The following is a 14,380-nucleotide window of genomic DNA, read 5'->3' as shown; positions in this document are numbered from 1 at the left end:
GACCCGCATGGACTGCCCGCGCAGCGAGGCACAACGGGCGCCCCTATGAAGCCGCACGCCGGGCAGGAAGCCCCCTTAGTGGACGAGTTGCCCAATCTCGCCCCGCTCGTGGCGTCGCTGCTCGCCCGCGCTCCGCAGATGAACTTAATGCCGGAGCACGAGCCCGTACGCTTCCGCCCGCGCCCGTGCGCCGGTTCCCCGTTGGTGAAATTGCGTCCGTAGAGTTCGACGACGAGCGACCGGATGCGCCGCCTACCGTGCGCACGACGTTCATGGGCCTGTATGGCGGCGACGCGGCGATGCTCCGCACATGATCGACGAGATCGTGCTGCCCGCCGACGAGGACCGCATCATCAACATTGCGCTCGGCGTCTTGCAGGCGGGCGGCCCGCCACATCGCGCCGGCTCGAATCGCGCGCGGGCTCAGCCTTGCGATCGCGCAGCGGGCCGCTCGTGCCCGTGACGCAGTGCGAGACTCGCGAACGCGGCGACGACGAGCGCCGCGGTGAGCAGCGTCAGTCCGTTCTTCGCATTCCCGGTCGCCTGTTCGATCGCGCCGACGACGGTCGGGCCGACGAAGCCGCCGAGCAGGCCGCACGTGTTCACCAGACCGAGGCCGCCGGCCAGCGCGCTGCCGGCGAGTCGCGACGCCGGAAACGTGAACACGATCGACTGCACGACGAAGAACATCGACGCGGCGATGCATACGCAAGCAAGGCCGGCCACCGGCGACGCGTTTGCGGCGCCCACCATTCCGGCCGCCATCACGATGAGGCCGCCGCACAGGATCCGGCGCGAATGATGCGACTCGCGCGCGAAGCGCGGCAGGGTTGCGGCGCCGAGTGCGGCGGCGAGCCAGGGCAACGCCGTCAGCAATCCGACCGCGAACGGTGAAAAGCGTCCCGATGCGCCGATGATGCCCGGCAGGAAGAAGATCACCGTATAGATCGTCAACTGATGGCAGAAGTACACGAAGATCGCGAGCCAGATCTGCGGATCGCGCAGCGCGGCGCCGAACCTGTGGCCGCCGTGGGCGGCGACCCCGGCATCCTGTTCGGCTGCGAGCGCGCGTTCGAGTGCGCGGCCGGTTTCGGGGGCGAGCCACGGCGCGCTGCTCGGACGGTCCGGCAGGCGCGTCCACACGACGAAGGCGAGCAGGATCGCCGGAATCCCTTCGACGACGAACAGCCATTGCCAGCCGTGGAAGCCGAGCGTGCCGTCGAGTTCGATCAGCGCGCCGGCCAGCGGCCCGCCGACGATGTTCGCGATGCACACGCCGAGCAGGAAATAGCCGGTCGCCCGCGCACGCTCCTCGCGACCGAACCAGTACGTGAGATACAGCATCACGCCCGGAAACAGTCCCGCTTCGGCGGCGCCGAGCATCAGGCGCATCACGTAGAACGACGTCGGGCCGCCGACGAACGCCATCGCGACCGACAACGCGCCCCACGTGATCATGATCCGCGTGATCCAGAAGCGCGCGCCGACGCGATGCATGATCAGGTTGCTCGGAATCTCGAACAGCGCATAGGTGAGGAAGAACAGGCCGGCGCCGAGCCCGTAGGCCGCGGATGAAATGCCGAGATCGACGCCCATCGAGTGCTTCGCGAAGGCGATGTTGGTGCGGTCGAGGAAGCTGATCACGTAGGCGGCGATCAGCAGCGGCATGAGCTTGCGGAACAGCAGCCGGTTCAGCGACGCGCTTGCGTCGTCGGCTGCGGAAGGCAGGATCTGGACGTGTTGAGTGGACATGCGGACGACTCCGGTAAAGGCGAACGGGCGCACACGGCAAGCACGGCGCGCTGCGTTCGGCAGAGGCCGCTGCGTCGCGCGCAGCGGAGGGGCAGACGACGGAGCCGCGCCGGCGGCGCTCGGGCGGGAGCGGGGCGATCAAGGGCGTCCTGGCGCCGGCCGGCTCGGGCCGGCGCCTTGTCTCTGCGCTTGCGGGTCCTGGTGTTGGGCGGGTATCGGGCGCGCCCCGGCGGTCAGAACCGAACCGCGTCGCCACCCTTGAGATCGAGCATCGCGCGCGCCTCGGCCGGCGTCGCGATCTCCAGCGACAGCCCCTCGAGCACCTGCCGCATCTTCAGTACCTGCGCGGCGCTCGATTCGGCGAGCTGGCCGGGCGCGATCCACAGCGAATCCTCGAGCCCGACCCGCACGTTCGCGCCCTGTGCGGCGCCGATCGTCGCGAGCGGAATCTGGTTGCGGCCCGCGCCGAGAATCGACCACACGTAGTCCTGGCCGAACAGGCGGTCTGCCGTGCGGCGCATGTGCATCAGGTCTTCAGGATGCGCGCCGATGCCGCCGAGCAGGCCGAACACGCTCTGCACGAAGAACGGCGGCTTCGCGAGCCCGCGGTCGACGAAGTGCGCAAGGTTGTACAGGTGCGAGATGTCGTAGCACTCGAACTCGAACCGCGTACCGTTCGCGCCGCAGCGCGTGAGGATCGTCTCGATGTCGGCGAACGTGTTCTTGAACACCAGATCGCGGCTCTTCTCGAGATGTTCGCGTTCCCACGGATGCTTCAGTTCGCGAAAGCGCTCGAGCATCGGATAGAGTCCGAAGTTCATCGAACCCATGTTCAGCGACGCGATTTCGGGCTGGAAATACAGCGCGGGCTGCAGCCGTTCGTCGACGGTCATGTGCGGGCTGCCGCCCGACGTGAGATTGATCACCGCGTCGGTCTGCGCCTTGATGCGCGGCAGAAATTCGGCGAACACGGCCGGGTCCTGCGTCGGCTTGCCGTCCGACGGGTTGCGCGCGTGCAGATGCAGGATCGCGGCGCCGGCCTGCGCGGCCGCGACGGCGGCCGTCTCGATCTGATGCGGCGTGACGGGCAGGTACGGCGACATCGACGGCGTGTGGATCGCGCCGGTCGGCGCGCAGGTGATGATGACTTTGCGGGCGTTTGCCACGATAGGATTCCTTACGATGAGCGACGCAGGAAGCGTCAGAGCACTTCGACGTTGCCGCAGACGGAAATCGCCTGCCCGGTGATGCCGTGCCCGCCGGGCGAGCACAGGAACAGCGCGGTCGCGGCGATTTCGGCCGGATCCGTCATGCGCCGCAGCGAGATCTTCTCGAGATAGCGCTTCTCCATCTCGTCGTAGCCGATGCCGAGCTGCTGCGCGCGTGCTTCGATCACGCGGCGCATCCGCGGGCCGCGTACGATGCCCGGCTGGATCGCATTCACGCGTATGCCGAGCGGCCCGAGCTCGATCGCGAGGCTTTTCACGAGACCGACGACGGCCCACTTGGTCGCCGCATAGGGCGTGCGGAACGCGTAGCCGAGCCGCCCCGCGACCGACGACAGCGCGATGATCGCGCCGCCGTGCTTCGCGTCACGCAGGAGCGGCACCGCGCGCCGCGCGAACTGGAATTGCGCGTTCAGGTTGATCGCGACCGTCTGCTCCCACTGCACGGGGTCGATTTCGTCGATGCCGCCCGTGGGGCCGGCGATGCCTGCGTTGTTGACGAGCACGTCGAGGCCGCCGAGCGTCGTCGCTATGTCCGCGAACACGCGCTCGACCGCGGCCGGATCGGATACGTCGGCCAGCGTCGCGCTGATCGCGGCGCGCGATGGCCGGTCCGCCAGCGCCGCGATCGCGGCTTGCGACGCATCGCACACGTGGACGCGCGCGCCGCATTCGGCGAACGCGTCGGCGATCTCGAGACCGATGCCGGACGCGCCGCCCGTCACGAGCACGCGCAGGCCGTCATAGGGTTTCAGCAGGTCGGAAGCTGTCATGCCGGGTTGTCTCCATCGTTGAAGTTATTGGATGCGGCGCGCCTTCGGGGCTGCTTGCCGCGGAAGGTCGCCGCTACGGCTTCGCATTCGCGCGCCGCGGCGTCTGCTCGGCCCGCAGCGTTTCGGCGAGATCGTGCGCGGCGCCGCCGATGTCGAGCGCGATGCCGGCACGTACGCCGGTGCCGTCGCGCCGTTCGAGCGCGTCGACGATCGCGCGGTGCGCATCCATCGAGCGCCGCATGTGCGGGATATCGAGCGCGACCATGTTGAGGAACGGCCCGACGCGCATCCACAGGTTCTCGACGATCGCGAGCGTGCTGTCGCTCGCGCCGTGCGCGTAGATCGCGCTGTGGAACGCGAAATTGCTCTGCAGGTAGGCGCGCGAACGGCCGGCCTCGACCTGCGCCTGCATCGTTTCGCAGGTCTTGCGCACGGCGGCGATCTGCGCGTCGGTCATCCGTGCGCACGCGCGTTCGGCGATGCATCCTTCGAGCGCGATCCGCACGTCGCGCAGTTCGTCGAGCATGTCGAGCGTCATCGGCGGCACGACGAGCGCGCGGTTCGGGCCGTCGACCAGCGCGCGTTCGGCGCGCAGCCGCGTGAGCGCGGCGCGCACGGGCATCGTCGACGAGCCGACGGCCTCGGCGACGCTGCGCAGGCTCAGCGCCTGACCGGGCGCGAAACGGCCGCTCATCAGCGCTTCGCGCAGTTGCTGGTAGACCTTGTCGGCCATCGTTTCCGATTCGATGACTTTCAGTGCGGGCGGGACGATACGGGGTGCCAAGGCCGGGGTTCTCCTGGGTTTGATCTGCGATCTGTGATCACACTTGCGATGGGCAAAGTGTTGTCGATGGGGACGGGTTGCGTCAAGGAGTTCGAGGTAGGGGAAAACGCGGGGCGCGAAGCGGGGTGTGGCCTGTGGCATCAAGAACATGGCGCGATGTGACGGGCACCCGCCCACCGGGAGTTAATTCTGCTTTACTGGTGATAGTGACGGTATAGGCGCATGTAACGCCCAATATAAGGGAATTACGGTTGTTGAGCATGCTAACGCTTTAACTCTATAATATTGTGAGTTATATGCCCTATGGCGCCACAAGACCCACTATGTTGGAATTAAGCTTCCGCAAACCCGATGAAATCGTCACACTTCTTTGCGAGCGGCTTCGCACGGAGCGGTTGGCGTTGCAACTCACCCAGGCCGACGTGGCCGCGCGTGCCGGCGTCGGCGCCAATACGGTGTCCAACCTGGAAGCCGGACGCAATGTGAGCCTCGAAACGGTCATTCGTGTCGCGATGGTTCTTGGACGAAGCAAGGAACTCGAAGCGCTGTTCCTACCGAAGCTCGATAGCCTGGAAGACGTTCACCGGTATGAAAAGAGCGCCAAACGTCAGCGCGTCAAGAGGACGACGAGAAATGATTGAGCGGGTCGATGTCTACTACGACGGCTGGGGGGAGCACTGGCTGTGGGGATCGCTGGTCTCGACGACGGCCATCACGGGGCGCCCGTTGATCGTATTCGAATATAGCGATGACGCCCGCAAGAGGGGGCTCGAGCTGTCGGCTTATGCACTGCCGGTGCATGGGAGCAGGCTGCGCAAGGATTTTCCGTCCCATCAGCTAGGGCTGCCCGGGCCTGTCTACGACGCGCTGCCCGACGGATGGGGCATGTTGCTGATGGATCGGTTGTTCAAACGCCGCGGCCTCAACGCGGCACGCATCGGGCCGCTGGAGCGGCTGGCTTATATTGGCAGCCATGCGATGGGGGCCATGTCGTTCGAGCCCGTCGCGCCCGAGATCCAGGAGCCGCAGCCGAATATTCCCCTGGATCGGCTCGCGGCCGAGGTACAGGAAGTCCTCGATGGTGAAGGCGGAGCGTTCCTTCATCAGTTGCTGCAGGTCGGCGGTTCTCCGCAAGGCGCTAGGCCGAAGGCGCTGGTCTATCGCGATCCGCGCTCCGGCGTCTTTACCACGGCCCCCGCGGCGGATTTTGACGCGTGGCTGGTCAAGTTCCCGGCGCGGCAAGAGCATCCGGAGGTGTGCGCTATCGAGATGGTCTACGCCGAGTGCTTGCGCCTGTGCGGCATCGAGACGCCGGACACGTTGCATTTCGATTTGCCGGGCGGGATGGCGGCATTTGCATCCAGGCGTTTCGATCGACGGGACGGTCTGCGCGTGCCCATGCAAAGCGTCGCTGCGTTTACCGGTGCCGATTACAAAACGCCGGGTGCGCTGGATTACGTGAATTTCCTGCGTGCGACCCACATGTGCACCAATGACGTCCGGGAAAAGGCGCGGGCGTTCGAGCGGGCGGTCTTCAACGTCGCATTCAACAACCGGGACGATCATCCCAAGAACTTCGCGTACATCATGGCGCGATCCGGCGAGTGGAAGCTCGCGCCGGCCTATGACGTGACGTTCTGCGAGGGACCGGGCGGTTATCACCAGATGGACGTCATGGGCGAGGCGCTGCAGATCGACCGAGCGGCCTTGCTCGGGCTGGCAAAGGAGGCGGAGATTTCCGCCGCGGCGGCCGGCGACATGATCGACCGCATGTGCTCGGTGGCCAGCCGATGGTCGACCATTGCGACGCGCGACTATCAGGGCACCATCACCGACGATACTCTGATGCACATTCAGCATCGGATCGACGAGAACGTTGCGCTGCTTCGCTAGTGCAACGGCGATTCCTCAGCGAGCCGGCTCGTCGGTCAGCGTCCCGAGAAACGCGACGATATCCTTGATGTCCTGCTCGGTCATCGCGGGCTTGTCGCCCGGCTTGCGATCGAACGGTGCATCGGTCACGTCGACGTTCGCGCGGTACTTCGGCGGAATATCGTCGTACACATCGACCTTGCCGTCCGCGCCGCGCGCATAGAACTTCTGCGGCGAGATGCTGCGCTCGTTGTAGAACGCCATGACCTGATCGAGCGTATGGAACACGCCGTTGTGGAAGAACACCTGGCGCGTCGCCGCGTTGCGCAGCGTCGGCGTGAGGAACATCCCGCAATACTGCGTCTGGTCCTTCAGGTCCTCGCGGAACGGCCCGCACACGCCGAGATCGTGGAACGCCGGGTTGCGGTTCTGCGCGAGCGCCCGGTTGCGCGGCGCGCCGAGCGCCTCGTACTGGTAGTCGGTAAACATCGGCGGCAGGCCGTCCTTGCCGGGTTTGGACAGATGGCAGCCCGCGCAATTCGCCTTGTCCGGATCGTTGAAGAGCCTCAGCCCGCGCAACTCGGCCCGCGTCAGGCGCGCGCGGCCCTCGAGCCAGCGATCGTACTTGCTGTTGTATGGATGGAACGACGGATCCTCGACCTGATAGCGCGCGATCGCGAACATCGCCTCCGACACCAGAAGCTGCGGGCTGGAGAACACATGCGCGCCGAACAACTGCTCGAACTGCGTGCGATGCGACGACTGCGCGAGCTTGCGTGCGACGTCGTCGACGCTCGCGTTCGCCATCTCGACCGGATTCAGCAGCGGCCCGAACGCCTGCTGCTGCAGCGTATCGGCGCGGCCATCCCAGAACATCCCGCCTTGCGGCACGAGCTGCGGCGCGGCCGACGTGCCGGCCACCTTCTGCGCCTTCACGACGCCGGCCGCGGCTGCCGCCTGCTGCGCGACGCTCGGCGCGGCGTCGTTTTCGCCCGCATCGGGGCCGATGCTGAAATTCGGCTGGCGGTACAGGTACATCAGCGACGGCGGCGGACGGTAACCCTGCTGCGTCATCGCGAGGCCGCCCGGCTGCACATCGAGCCCGTTCGGCGGCCCGTATGCATGGTCGGGGCTGTGGCACGACGCGCACGACTGCTTGCCGGATGCCGACAGCGACGGATCGGCGAACAGTGCACGCCCAAGTTGCGCGACCGCGGACAGCGGCTGCGCGGCCGGGCGCTGCAGCACGACCGGATGCGGATTCGCGCCCGTCCAGTCGGCGACGACGTCGCCGATCGCCGCCGGCGTGCGGGCCGGAAACGCGATCGCGAACGCGCCGTAGCCGAGCACGGCCGCGCCGAGCACGAACGCCGCGCGGCGCAGCACGCGGGCAGGGGAACGCGGCGCGGCGGCGCCGGATGCGTCGGGAGACGGGAACGCGGGACGAGCTGTCATGCTGGCGGTCGAAAGTCGGGCGCCGCGTAAAAGCGGCGCGTTGAATGGAAACGGCCGGCGCACGATGCGCCGGCCTGCTGCTGCTTGCTGCTAGCGATCAGGCAATACCGGTCAGATCGACGGCGCCGCGCTCAGCACGGTGCCTTGCGTCGGATCGAGATACAGCGGCGCCGTATTCGGCTTCGACGCGAAGTCGAACAGCCCGCGCATATCGCCCGCCGTCGCATCGAACGAACCGCCGCCGATGCGCTGGCCGCCGAGCCAGTTGTCCTCGATGAAGCGCACGACGGACGCCTGGTCGATCATCGTGTGGTCGACATAGTTCTGCTTCGCGTACGGCGAGATCACGACCAGCGGAATGCGCACACCCGGACCGCAGCGGCCGTTCACGGTGCCGCCGTTCACGCCGGTGGTGCCGCCCGAGCCGCATGCGCCGTTGCCGTTCACCTGGTCGACCGCATCGGACGACGCGTGGGTCGGCGCCGTGTACGCGTGGTCGTACCAGCCGTCGGAGTCGTCATAGGTGACGATCACGGCCGTGTTCTTCCAGTCGGGCTGCTGCTGCAGGAAGTTGACGACCTTCGTCACGAACGCCTGCTCGTCGAGCGGATCCGAGTAGCCCGCGTGCGCATCCTGCGCGGCCGGCGCCTTGAGGAAGCTGACCGACGGGAAATTGCCGGCCTTCACGGCCGCGAAGAAATCGTCGCTGTCGTACTGGTGGTTCGCCGGTTCAGCCGTCTTGCCGTCGGCCTGGACGCTCGAGCCGATCGCCGCGACGCTGCTCGGGCGCGTGTGCTGCGGGTTCGCGGTCGATGCGTAGTACTGGAACCAGTTGTGGTGCGGGATGTAGTCGGCCGTCGCCGCGTTCACGGCGGTGGCGACGGTGCTGCGGTTACAGCCGGTCGTGCCGTTGCCGTTGGTCGTCGACAGGTTGAAGCCGCCCATGAAGCCGCCCCACGTGATCTTCGCGGCGTTCAGCAGGTCGCCGATGTTCTTGCCGGTCATCATCGCCTGGTCGGTCGTGCTCGAGCACACGTCGAAGCCGGGGTCGACGTCGTTGATCATCGTGAAGCCGCCCTGGCCGTCGTTGATGTAGTACGAGGTGGCCGCGAGCGTCGACGGCTGCTTCGATGTCTTGACGATCTGCATCCCGTTGGTCTGGCCCGACACGACGTTCAGCGCGCCCGGCGTCGACGGTCCGTAGACCGTCGTATACGCGTTGTCGCTCATCGCGAAGCGCTGCGCGTAGTTCCACAGCGCGGTGACGGTGTTGCCGTCGAAGTAGCCCATCACCTGGCCCTTCGTGCCGAACGCGCCGGCGCCGCCCGACGAGCCCTTGCCGGTGTATTTCGGGAACAGGTCGGCGAGGCCGTTGTCCTCGGCCTGCTGCTCGGCCGTGTACGCGTGGTTCTGGTCGGCCGTCGCGGCCTGCGTGCGGTCGAGGCGGAACGGGTTCGCGGCGTCGGTGCCGTTGGCCGTGTTCGTGAAGTTCGGGTTCGCGGTGAGCAGCGTGCCCGTCAGTCCGTTGATCGTCGGCGTGCCGGGCTTGGCGGTGAAGGCCGGTTCGCCGGATGGGTTCGACGCGTTCGGGTAGGTGCCGAAGTAATGGTCGAACGACACGTTTTCGCCGTAGATCACGACGACGTGCTTGATCGGCGTGGCGGTCTGCAGTGCATCCTGCGACGACACCGCGGGCGTCGACGTCGGATCGTCGCTGCCGCCGCAGGCGAACAGCGCAAGCGCTGCGGCTGCACAGGCGGTGACGAGCAAGGCTTGACGGAACATCGGGAAACTCCAGGTGAGGTGGTCGATGGTGGAGAGCGGCCCCGTCGCCGTCTCGGTTCGGCGCGGGGCTCGTGATGGAGCACCGGCATTGAAACAGCCCGGTATGAAGATATGGGGGCGAATCGGTTTCGTGACGGTTGCGCCGCGGTATCGATTCCATTACGGCGCGACGCGGCGCGAAAGACAGTGGAAAGGCGCGGGCTGATGCAATCAGCGCGACACATTCGGCGGCGGGCGGCGGTCATCGCCGTGGATGCCGTGCCGGGCGGGCCGCGGCACGCGCCGGGGCGGTCGGTCCGCGAGGTCGTGCAGCGGGCTTTTTTGACAATCCGGTGACACATTCATACGATGATCGGCCCCGGCAGCGATTTCGCGTTGCCGGCCCCCAGCGAGTATTCAACGTGCCGATCCCCGTTCTGCTTGCCGTCCTGTGTGCCGCGTTCCTGCATGCGTCGTGGAATGCGCTCGTGCGCAGCAGCGGCGACCGGCTGCGCTCGGCCACGGTGCTGCAGATCGCGATCGGGCTGTTCGCGCTGCTGTTCCTGCCGGGCGCCGCGCCGATCACGCCGGCGAGCTGGGCCTGCGTCGTCGCGTCGGCGGTGATCCATGTCGTCTATACGTTGCTGCTGGTGCGCGCGTACGAGCACGGCGACCTGAGCGTTGCTTATCCGGTCGCGCGCGGCACCGCGCCGCTGCTCGTCACGCTGGGCGCGGCGGTGTTCGCGGGCGAGCGCCTGAACGTGGGCGCGCAATGCGGACTCGTGCTGATCTGCGCCGGCATCCTGGCGATCGGGCTCGAGCGCAGGCGGGGCGCGCCACACCGGATGGCACCCGTGTTGCTCACCGCATTCGCGACCGGCGTATCGATCGCCGCGTACAGCGTGGTCGACGGGATCGGCGTGCGGGAAAGCGGCAGCACGGTCGGCTATACCGGGTGGATGTTCGTGCTGACCGGGCTGCTGATGGCCGCGTACTACCGGCTGCGCGCGGGGCCGCTGCGGCTCACGCAGGATATCGGCGAGACGGCGAAGGCCGCGGGCGGCGGCGTGTTCGCGGCCCTCGCTTACGGGATCGTGATCTGGGCGATGGATCGCGCGCCGATGGGGCCGGTGTCGGCGCTGCGCGAAACGAGCGTGGTGTTCGCGGCGCTGATCGCGCGCGTGTATCTCGGCGAGCGGCTGACGCCGCGTCGCGCGGGCGGGTGTCTGGTGATTGCTTGCGGGGCGCTGCTGATCAGCGCGTTCGAGGCGGTTCGGTGAGCACGACGGGCGAAGCCGCTTCCCGTGGCAGCGCGCGGCCGTCGATCAACTTTCCAACGGCATCGCACTCGTGCACTTGATTTCATCGAGACACACGCTCGAATGCACGCCGCTGACGCCGGGAATGCGCATCAGCGTTTCGAGCAGGAACGTGGACAACCCCTTCAAGTCATGCGCGACGACCTTCAGCACGTAATCGATATCGCCCGTCACCGAGAAACATTCCTGGATCTGCGCGAGATCCGACACGAGTTTCTGGAACTTCGACAGGTCGCGGATATGCCCGCGCTCCATCGTCACATGCACGAACGCGGTGACGCCGAACCCGAGCGTATCGGGGCACAGACGGGTTTCGTAGCGGCGGATCGCGCCGATTTCCTCGAGCCGGCGATGGCGCCGCAGCGTCTGCGCGGGCGACAGGCCGACGGCCTTCGCCAGATCGAGGTTCGACGCGCGGCCGTTCTCCTGCAATACCGACAGCAAGTGGCGATCGATGCGATCGAGAACCGGTTCAGGCATTTTTGTTTCCTCGTCTGTCTCCGGGGTGCAATTTTATCTCATAATGTAGGGTTTGCATGAGCGGGTTACGCAACCCGATTTCGCCGTCGCGACGCTAAACTGACGCCGGATTTTCGTGCGCGGCCGCAACGACGCGGGCGAGGACGACGGTCGGCGGCCGGGCTGGCGGGCCTGCCGACAGGAATCGGGCGTCACCGCGCGAAGATCGCAGTCCCCAACCCGGCGGCTCCACGAACGGCCGCCGGCACAGCAAAACAACGCCCGGCACACCGAGGCGTGCCGCACCGCTTCCGGCGGCGGCGGGCAACATGGAGAAGACATGGTTTCTGGAAACGAGAAGGACGGCCTGAAGCGGGGGCTGAAGAACCGCCACATCCAGCTGATCGCGCTCGGCGGCGCGCTCGGCACGGGGCTGTTCCTCGGCATCGCGCAGACGATCAAGATGGCCGGCCCGTCCGTGCTGCTCGGCTACGCAGTGGCCGGCGTCGTCGCATTCTTCATCATGCGCCAGCTCGGCGAGATGGTCGTCGACGAGCCGGTGGCCGGCTCGTTCAGCTACTTCGCCGATAAATACGTCGGCCACTTCACCGGCTTCCTGTCCGGCTGGAACTACTGGGTGCTCTACATCCTCGTGAGCATGGCCGAGCTGTCGGCCGTCGGGATCTACGTGCAGTACTGGTGGCCCGGCGTGCCGACCTGGGTGTCCGCGCTGGTGTTCTTCGTCGCGATCAACCTGCTGAACCTGGCAAGCGTGAAGTCGTACGGCGAGACGGAATTCTGGTTCTCGATCATCAAGGTCGCCGCGATCGTCGGGATGATCGGCTTCGGCGGCTGGCTGCTCGCGAGCGGTCACGCGGGCCCGGAGGCGAGCATCGCGAACCTGTGGCAGCACGGCGGCTTCTTCCCGAACGGCGTGTCGGGGCTCGTGATGTCGATGGCGGCGATCATGTTCTCGTTCGGCGGGCTGGAGCTGATCGGCATCACCGCGGCCGAGGCTGACGATCCGAAGCACAGCATTCCGCGCGCGACCAACCAGGTGATCTACCGGATCCTGATTTTCTACATCGGCGCGCTGGCGGTGCTGCTGTCGCTGTATCCGTGGGAAAAGGTCGTCACCGGCGGCAGCCCGTTCGTGCTGATCTTCCATGCACTGAGCAGCAACCTGGTCGCGAACGTGCTGAACGTGGTCGTGCTGACGGCCGCGCTGTCGGTCTACAACAGCGGCGTGTACAGCAACAGCCGGATGCTGTTCGGCCTCGCGAAGCAGGGCAATGCGCCGAAGGTGCTGTGCTCGGTGAACAAGCGCGGCATTCCGCTCGCCGCGCTCGGCGCGTCGGCGCTCGCGACCGGCGCATGCGTGCTGGTCAACTACTTCATGCCGGGCAAGGCGTTCGAGGTGCTGATGGGTCTCGTCGTGTCGGCGCTGATCATCAACTGGGCGATGATCACGCTGATCCACCTGAAGTTCCGCCAGGCCAAGCGCATCGCCGGGGAGCAGACTTCGTTCCGCAGTCTGGGCTATCCTTTCACGAATTACCTGTGCCTGGTGTTCATGGCCGGCATTCTCGTCGTGATGTACCTGACGCCGGATCTCCGTCTGTCGGTGTACCTGATCCCCGTATGGCTCGCGGTGCTCGCGATCGGGTATCGCTTCCGGCAGAAGAATGCGGGCTACGCGATGCGCGACGGCGCGTCCGCGCGCTGACACGGGCACCACGACCATCCTTCCAGACGAGACCGACATAGCCATGTTCGAACACATCGACGCGTACCCGGGCGATCCGATCCTGACGCTCAACGAGAACTTCCAGAAAGATCCGCGCGATCAGAAGGTCAACCTGAGCATCGGCATCTATTTCGATGCCGAAGGCCGGATTCCGGTGATGGGCGCCGTGCGCGAAGCCGAAACCGCGCTGCAGCGCGACCTCGGCCCGAAACCCTATCTACCGATGGTCGGCCTCGCCGCGTATCGCGACGCCGTGCAGGCACTCGTGTTCGGCGCCGATCACCCGGCGCGTGCGGCCGGCCGCATCGCGACCGTGCAGACGCTCGGCGGCTCGGGCGCGCTGAAGGTGGGCGCCGATTTCCTGAAGCGCTACTTCCCGGACGCGCAGGTATGGCTCAGCGATCCGAGCTGGGAGAACCACCGCTTCATCTTCGAGCGCGCCGGCTTCACGGTGAACACGTATCCGTACTACGACGAAGCGACGGGCGGCCTGAAGTTCGACGCGATGCTCGCGGCGATCGACGCGCTGCCGGCGCGCAGCATCGTGCTGCTGCATGCGTGCTGCCATAACCCGACCGGCGTCGATCTCGACGAAGGCCAGTGGGAGAAGCTGATCGACGTGATCGAGGCGCGCGGGCTGCTGCCGTTCGTCGACATGGCGTATCAGGGCTTCGGCGCGGGCCTCGACGCGGATGCGTTCGCGGTGCGCGAACTGGCCCGCCGCGGCGTGCCGGCGCTCGTCGCGAACTCGTTCTCGAAGAATTTCTCGCTGTACGGCGAGCGGGTCGGCGGCCTGAGCGTCGTCTGCGAGGATGCGGCCGCGGCCGAGCGCGTGCTGGGCCAGCTGGCCGGCGCGGTGCGCTCGAACTACAGCAACCCGCAAACCTACGGCGCAAAGGTCGTGGCGACCGTGCTCGACACGCCGGCGCTGCGCAAGCAGTGGGAAGAAGAGCTCGCCGCGATGTGCCGCCGCATCGCGCGCATGCGCCAGTCGATCCACGACGGCCTGCGCGACCACGTCAGCGGTGAAGCGCTCACGCGCTATGTGAAGCAGCGCGGGATGTTCACGTACACGGGCCTGACCGAAGCCCAGGTCGACGCGCTGCGCGAAGTGCACGGCGTGTACATCCTGCGTTCGGGCCGCATGTGCGTCGCGGGCCTGAACGATTCGAACGTCGGCATCGTCGCGGAATCCATCGGCAAGGTGCTGAAGAGCGGCGTCTGACCGC

13 protein-coding genes and 1 pseudogene are annotated in these 14,380 nt (G+C 66.8%); 7 read left to right on the top strand and 7 right to left on the bottom strand.

Going from position 1 to position 14,380, the window contains the following annotated elements:
• Positions 1-45: 45 nt before the first annotated feature.
• Together ABIC50_RS24795 and ABIC50_RS24790 are read left to right on the top strand one after the other, a co-directional pair.
• A pseudogene (locus ABIC50_RS24795) lies at positions 46-331 on the top strand (type VI secretion system baseplate subunit TssG); the annotation flags it as partial.
• Positions 311-463, top strand: coding sequence for a hypothetical protein (locus tag ABIC50_RS24790; RefSeq protein WP_354167833.1), 153 nt, complete (start codon positions 311-313; stop codon positions 461-463). The pseudogene ABIC50_RS24795 and the gene ABIC50_RS24790, both read left to right, overlap by 21 nt.
• On the opposite strand, the gene ABIC50_RS24785 is transcribed toward ABIC50_RS24790, so the two are convergent.
• The 4 genes from ABIC50_RS24785 to ABIC50_RS24770 all read right to left on the bottom strand — a co-directional run bounded on the left by ABIC50_RS24785 (position 424) and on the right by ABIC50_RS24770 (position 4,535).
• Positions 424-1,752: an MFS transporter gene (locus ABIC50_RS24785; RefSeq protein ID WP_354167463.1), complete on the bottom strand. Its 1,329-nt coding sequence runs from the start codon at positions 1,750-1,752 to the stop codon at positions 424-426. The two genes, ABIC50_RS24790 and ABIC50_RS24785, sit on opposite strands and share 40 nt — an antisense overlap.
• 233 nt (positions 1,753-1,985) lie before the next feature.
• On the bottom strand, positions 1,986-2,918 hold the full coding sequence (gene kce / locus ABIC50_RS24780; protein WP_006752654.1) for a 3,5-dioxohexanoate:acetyl-CoA acetone transferase: 933 nt from the start codon (positions 2,916-2,918) through the stop codon (positions 1,986-1,988).
• Between the two features lie 35 nt (positions 2,919-2,953).
• The gene (locus tag ABIC50_RS24775; RefSeq protein WP_126225365.1) at positions 2,954-3,751 is read right to left on the bottom strand and encodes an SDR family oxidoreductase; all 798 of its coding nucleotides are present in this window, start codon (positions 3,749-3,751) and stop codon (positions 2,954-2,956) included.
• A gap of 73 nt (positions 3,752-3,824) precedes the next feature.
• On the bottom strand, positions 3,825-4,535 hold the full coding sequence (locus ABIC50_RS24770; protein ID WP_175654819.1) for a GntR family transcriptional regulator: 711 nt from the start codon (positions 4,533-4,535) through the stop codon (positions 3,825-3,827).
• Positions 4,536-4,858: 323 nt separating this feature from the next.
• Between ABIC50_RS24770 and ABIC50_RS24765 the strand changes: the two genes are divergently transcribed.
• Complete coding sequence (locus ABIC50_RS24765; RefSeq protein ID WP_006759284.1) at positions 4,859-5,176, top strand: helix-turn-helix transcriptional regulator; 318 nt, start codon at positions 4,859-4,861, stop codon at positions 5,174-5,176.
• On the top strand, positions 5,169-6,428 hold the full coding sequence (locus ABIC50_RS24760; RefSeq protein WP_354167460.1) for a type II toxin-antitoxin system HipA family toxin: 1,260 nt from the start codon (positions 5,169-5,171) through the stop codon (positions 6,426-6,428). The genes ABIC50_RS24765 and ABIC50_RS24760 overlap by 8 nt, the downstream gene beginning before the upstream one ends.
• Before the next feature lie 15 nt (positions 6,429-6,443).
• On the opposite strand, the gene ABIC50_RS24755 is transcribed toward ABIC50_RS24760, so the two are convergent.
• Together ABIC50_RS24755 and ABIC50_RS24750 are read right to left on the bottom strand one after the other, a co-directional pair.
• The gene (locus ABIC50_RS24755) at positions 6,444-7,862 is read right to left on the bottom strand and encodes a cytochrome-c peroxidase (protein WP_354167457.1); all 1,419 of its coding nucleotides are present in this window, start codon (positions 7,860-7,862) and stop codon (positions 6,444-6,446) included.
• Between the two features lie 111 nt (positions 7,863-7,973).
• Positions 7,974-9,647 (bottom strand): phospholipase C, encoded by a 1,674-nt coding sequence (locus ABIC50_RS24750; protein WP_354167454.1) that lies wholly within the window; start codon positions 9,645-9,647, stop codon positions 7,974-7,976.
• A 401-nt stretch (positions 9,648-10,048) separates the two neighbouring features.
• On the opposite strand from ABIC50_RS24750, the gene ABIC50_RS24745 reads away from it, so the two are divergent.
• Positions 10,049-10,906, top strand: coding sequence for an EamA family transporter (locus ABIC50_RS24745; protein WP_175705784.1), 858 nt, complete (start codon positions 10,049-10,051; stop codon positions 10,904-10,906).
• Positions 10,907-10,951: 45 nt separating this feature from the next.
• Here the strand turns inward: ABIC50_RS24745 and ABIC50_RS24740 are convergent, their stop codons facing one another.
• Entirely contained in the window at positions 10,952-11,425 is a 474-nt protein-coding gene (locus ABIC50_RS24740; RefSeq protein WP_006759289.1) for an Lrp/AsnC family transcriptional regulator, read from the bottom strand.
• 319 nt (positions 11,426-11,744) lie between these two features.
• On the opposite strand from ABIC50_RS24740, the gene ABIC50_RS24735 reads away from it, so the two are divergent.
• Positions 11,745-13,130 carry an amino acid permease gene (locus ABIC50_RS24735; protein ID WP_105831010.1) on the top strand — a complete coding sequence of 462 codons (1,386 nt, stop codon included), beginning with the start codon at positions 11,745-11,747 and terminating at the stop codon, positions 13,128-13,130.
• A 43-nt stretch (positions 13,131-13,173) separates the two neighbouring features.
• A complete protein-coding gene (locus ABIC50_RS24730; protein WP_354167451.1) occupies positions 13,174-14,376 on the top strand; it encodes an amino acid aminotransferase in 1,203 nt (400 codons plus the stop codon).
• Positions 14,377-14,380: the final 4 nt, after the last annotated feature.

It is taken from the genome of Burkholderia sp. 567 (assembly GCF_040545115.1).
In the GTDB taxonomy this organism is placed as follows: Bacteria; Pseudomonadota; Gammaproteobacteria; order Burkholderiales; family Burkholderiaceae; genus Burkholderia; species Burkholderia ambifaria.
The sequence above is the reverse complement of the archived record's forward strand: the minus strand, read 5'-3'. Positions and strand labels throughout refer to the sequence as shown.

What these genes read in the sequence shown, in the direction of transcription:
- ABIC50_RS24790 (WP_354167833.1), top strand. Translation starts at nt 311, where the DNA reads ATGATCGACGAGATCGTGCTGCCCGCCGACGAGGACCGCATCATCAAC.
- ABIC50_RS24765 (WP_006759284.1), top strand. Translation starts at nt 4,859, where the DNA reads ATGTTGGAATTAAGCTTCCGCAAACCCGATGAAATCGTCACACTTCTT.
- ABIC50_RS24735 (WP_105831010.1), top strand. Translation starts at nt 11,745, where the DNA reads ATGGTTTCTGGAAACGAGAAGGACGGCCTGAAGCGGGGGCTGAAGAAC.
- ABIC50_RS24760 (WP_354167460.1), top strand. Translation starts at nt 5,169, where the DNA reads ATGATTGAGCGGGTCGATGTCTACTACGACGGCTGGGGGGAGCACTGG.
- ABIC50_RS24750 (WP_354167454.1), bottom strand. Translation starts at nt 9,647, where the DNA reads ATGTTCCGTCAAGCCTTGCTCGTCACCGCCTGTGCAGCCGCAGCGCTT.
- ABIC50_RS24775 (WP_126225365.1), bottom strand. Translation starts at nt 3,751, where the DNA reads ATGACAGCTTCCGACCTGCTGAAACCCTATGACGGCCTGCGCGTGCTC.
- ABIC50_RS24730 (WP_354167451.1), top strand. Translation starts at nt 13,174, where the DNA reads ATGTTCGAACACATCGACGCGTACCCGGGCGATCCGATCCTGACGCTC.
- ABIC50_RS24740 (WP_006759289.1), bottom strand. Translation starts at nt 11,425, where the DNA reads ATGCCTGAACCGGTTCTCGATCGCATCGATCGCCACTTGCTGTCGGTA.
- ABIC50_RS24755 (WP_354167457.1), bottom strand. Translation starts at nt 7,862, where the DNA reads ATGACAGCTCGTCCCGCGTTCCCGTCTCCCGACGCATCCGGCGCCGCC.
- ABIC50_RS24785 (WP_354167463.1), bottom strand. Translation starts at nt 1,752, where the DNA reads ATGTCCACTCAACACGTCCAGATCCTGCCTTCCGCAGCCGACGACGCA.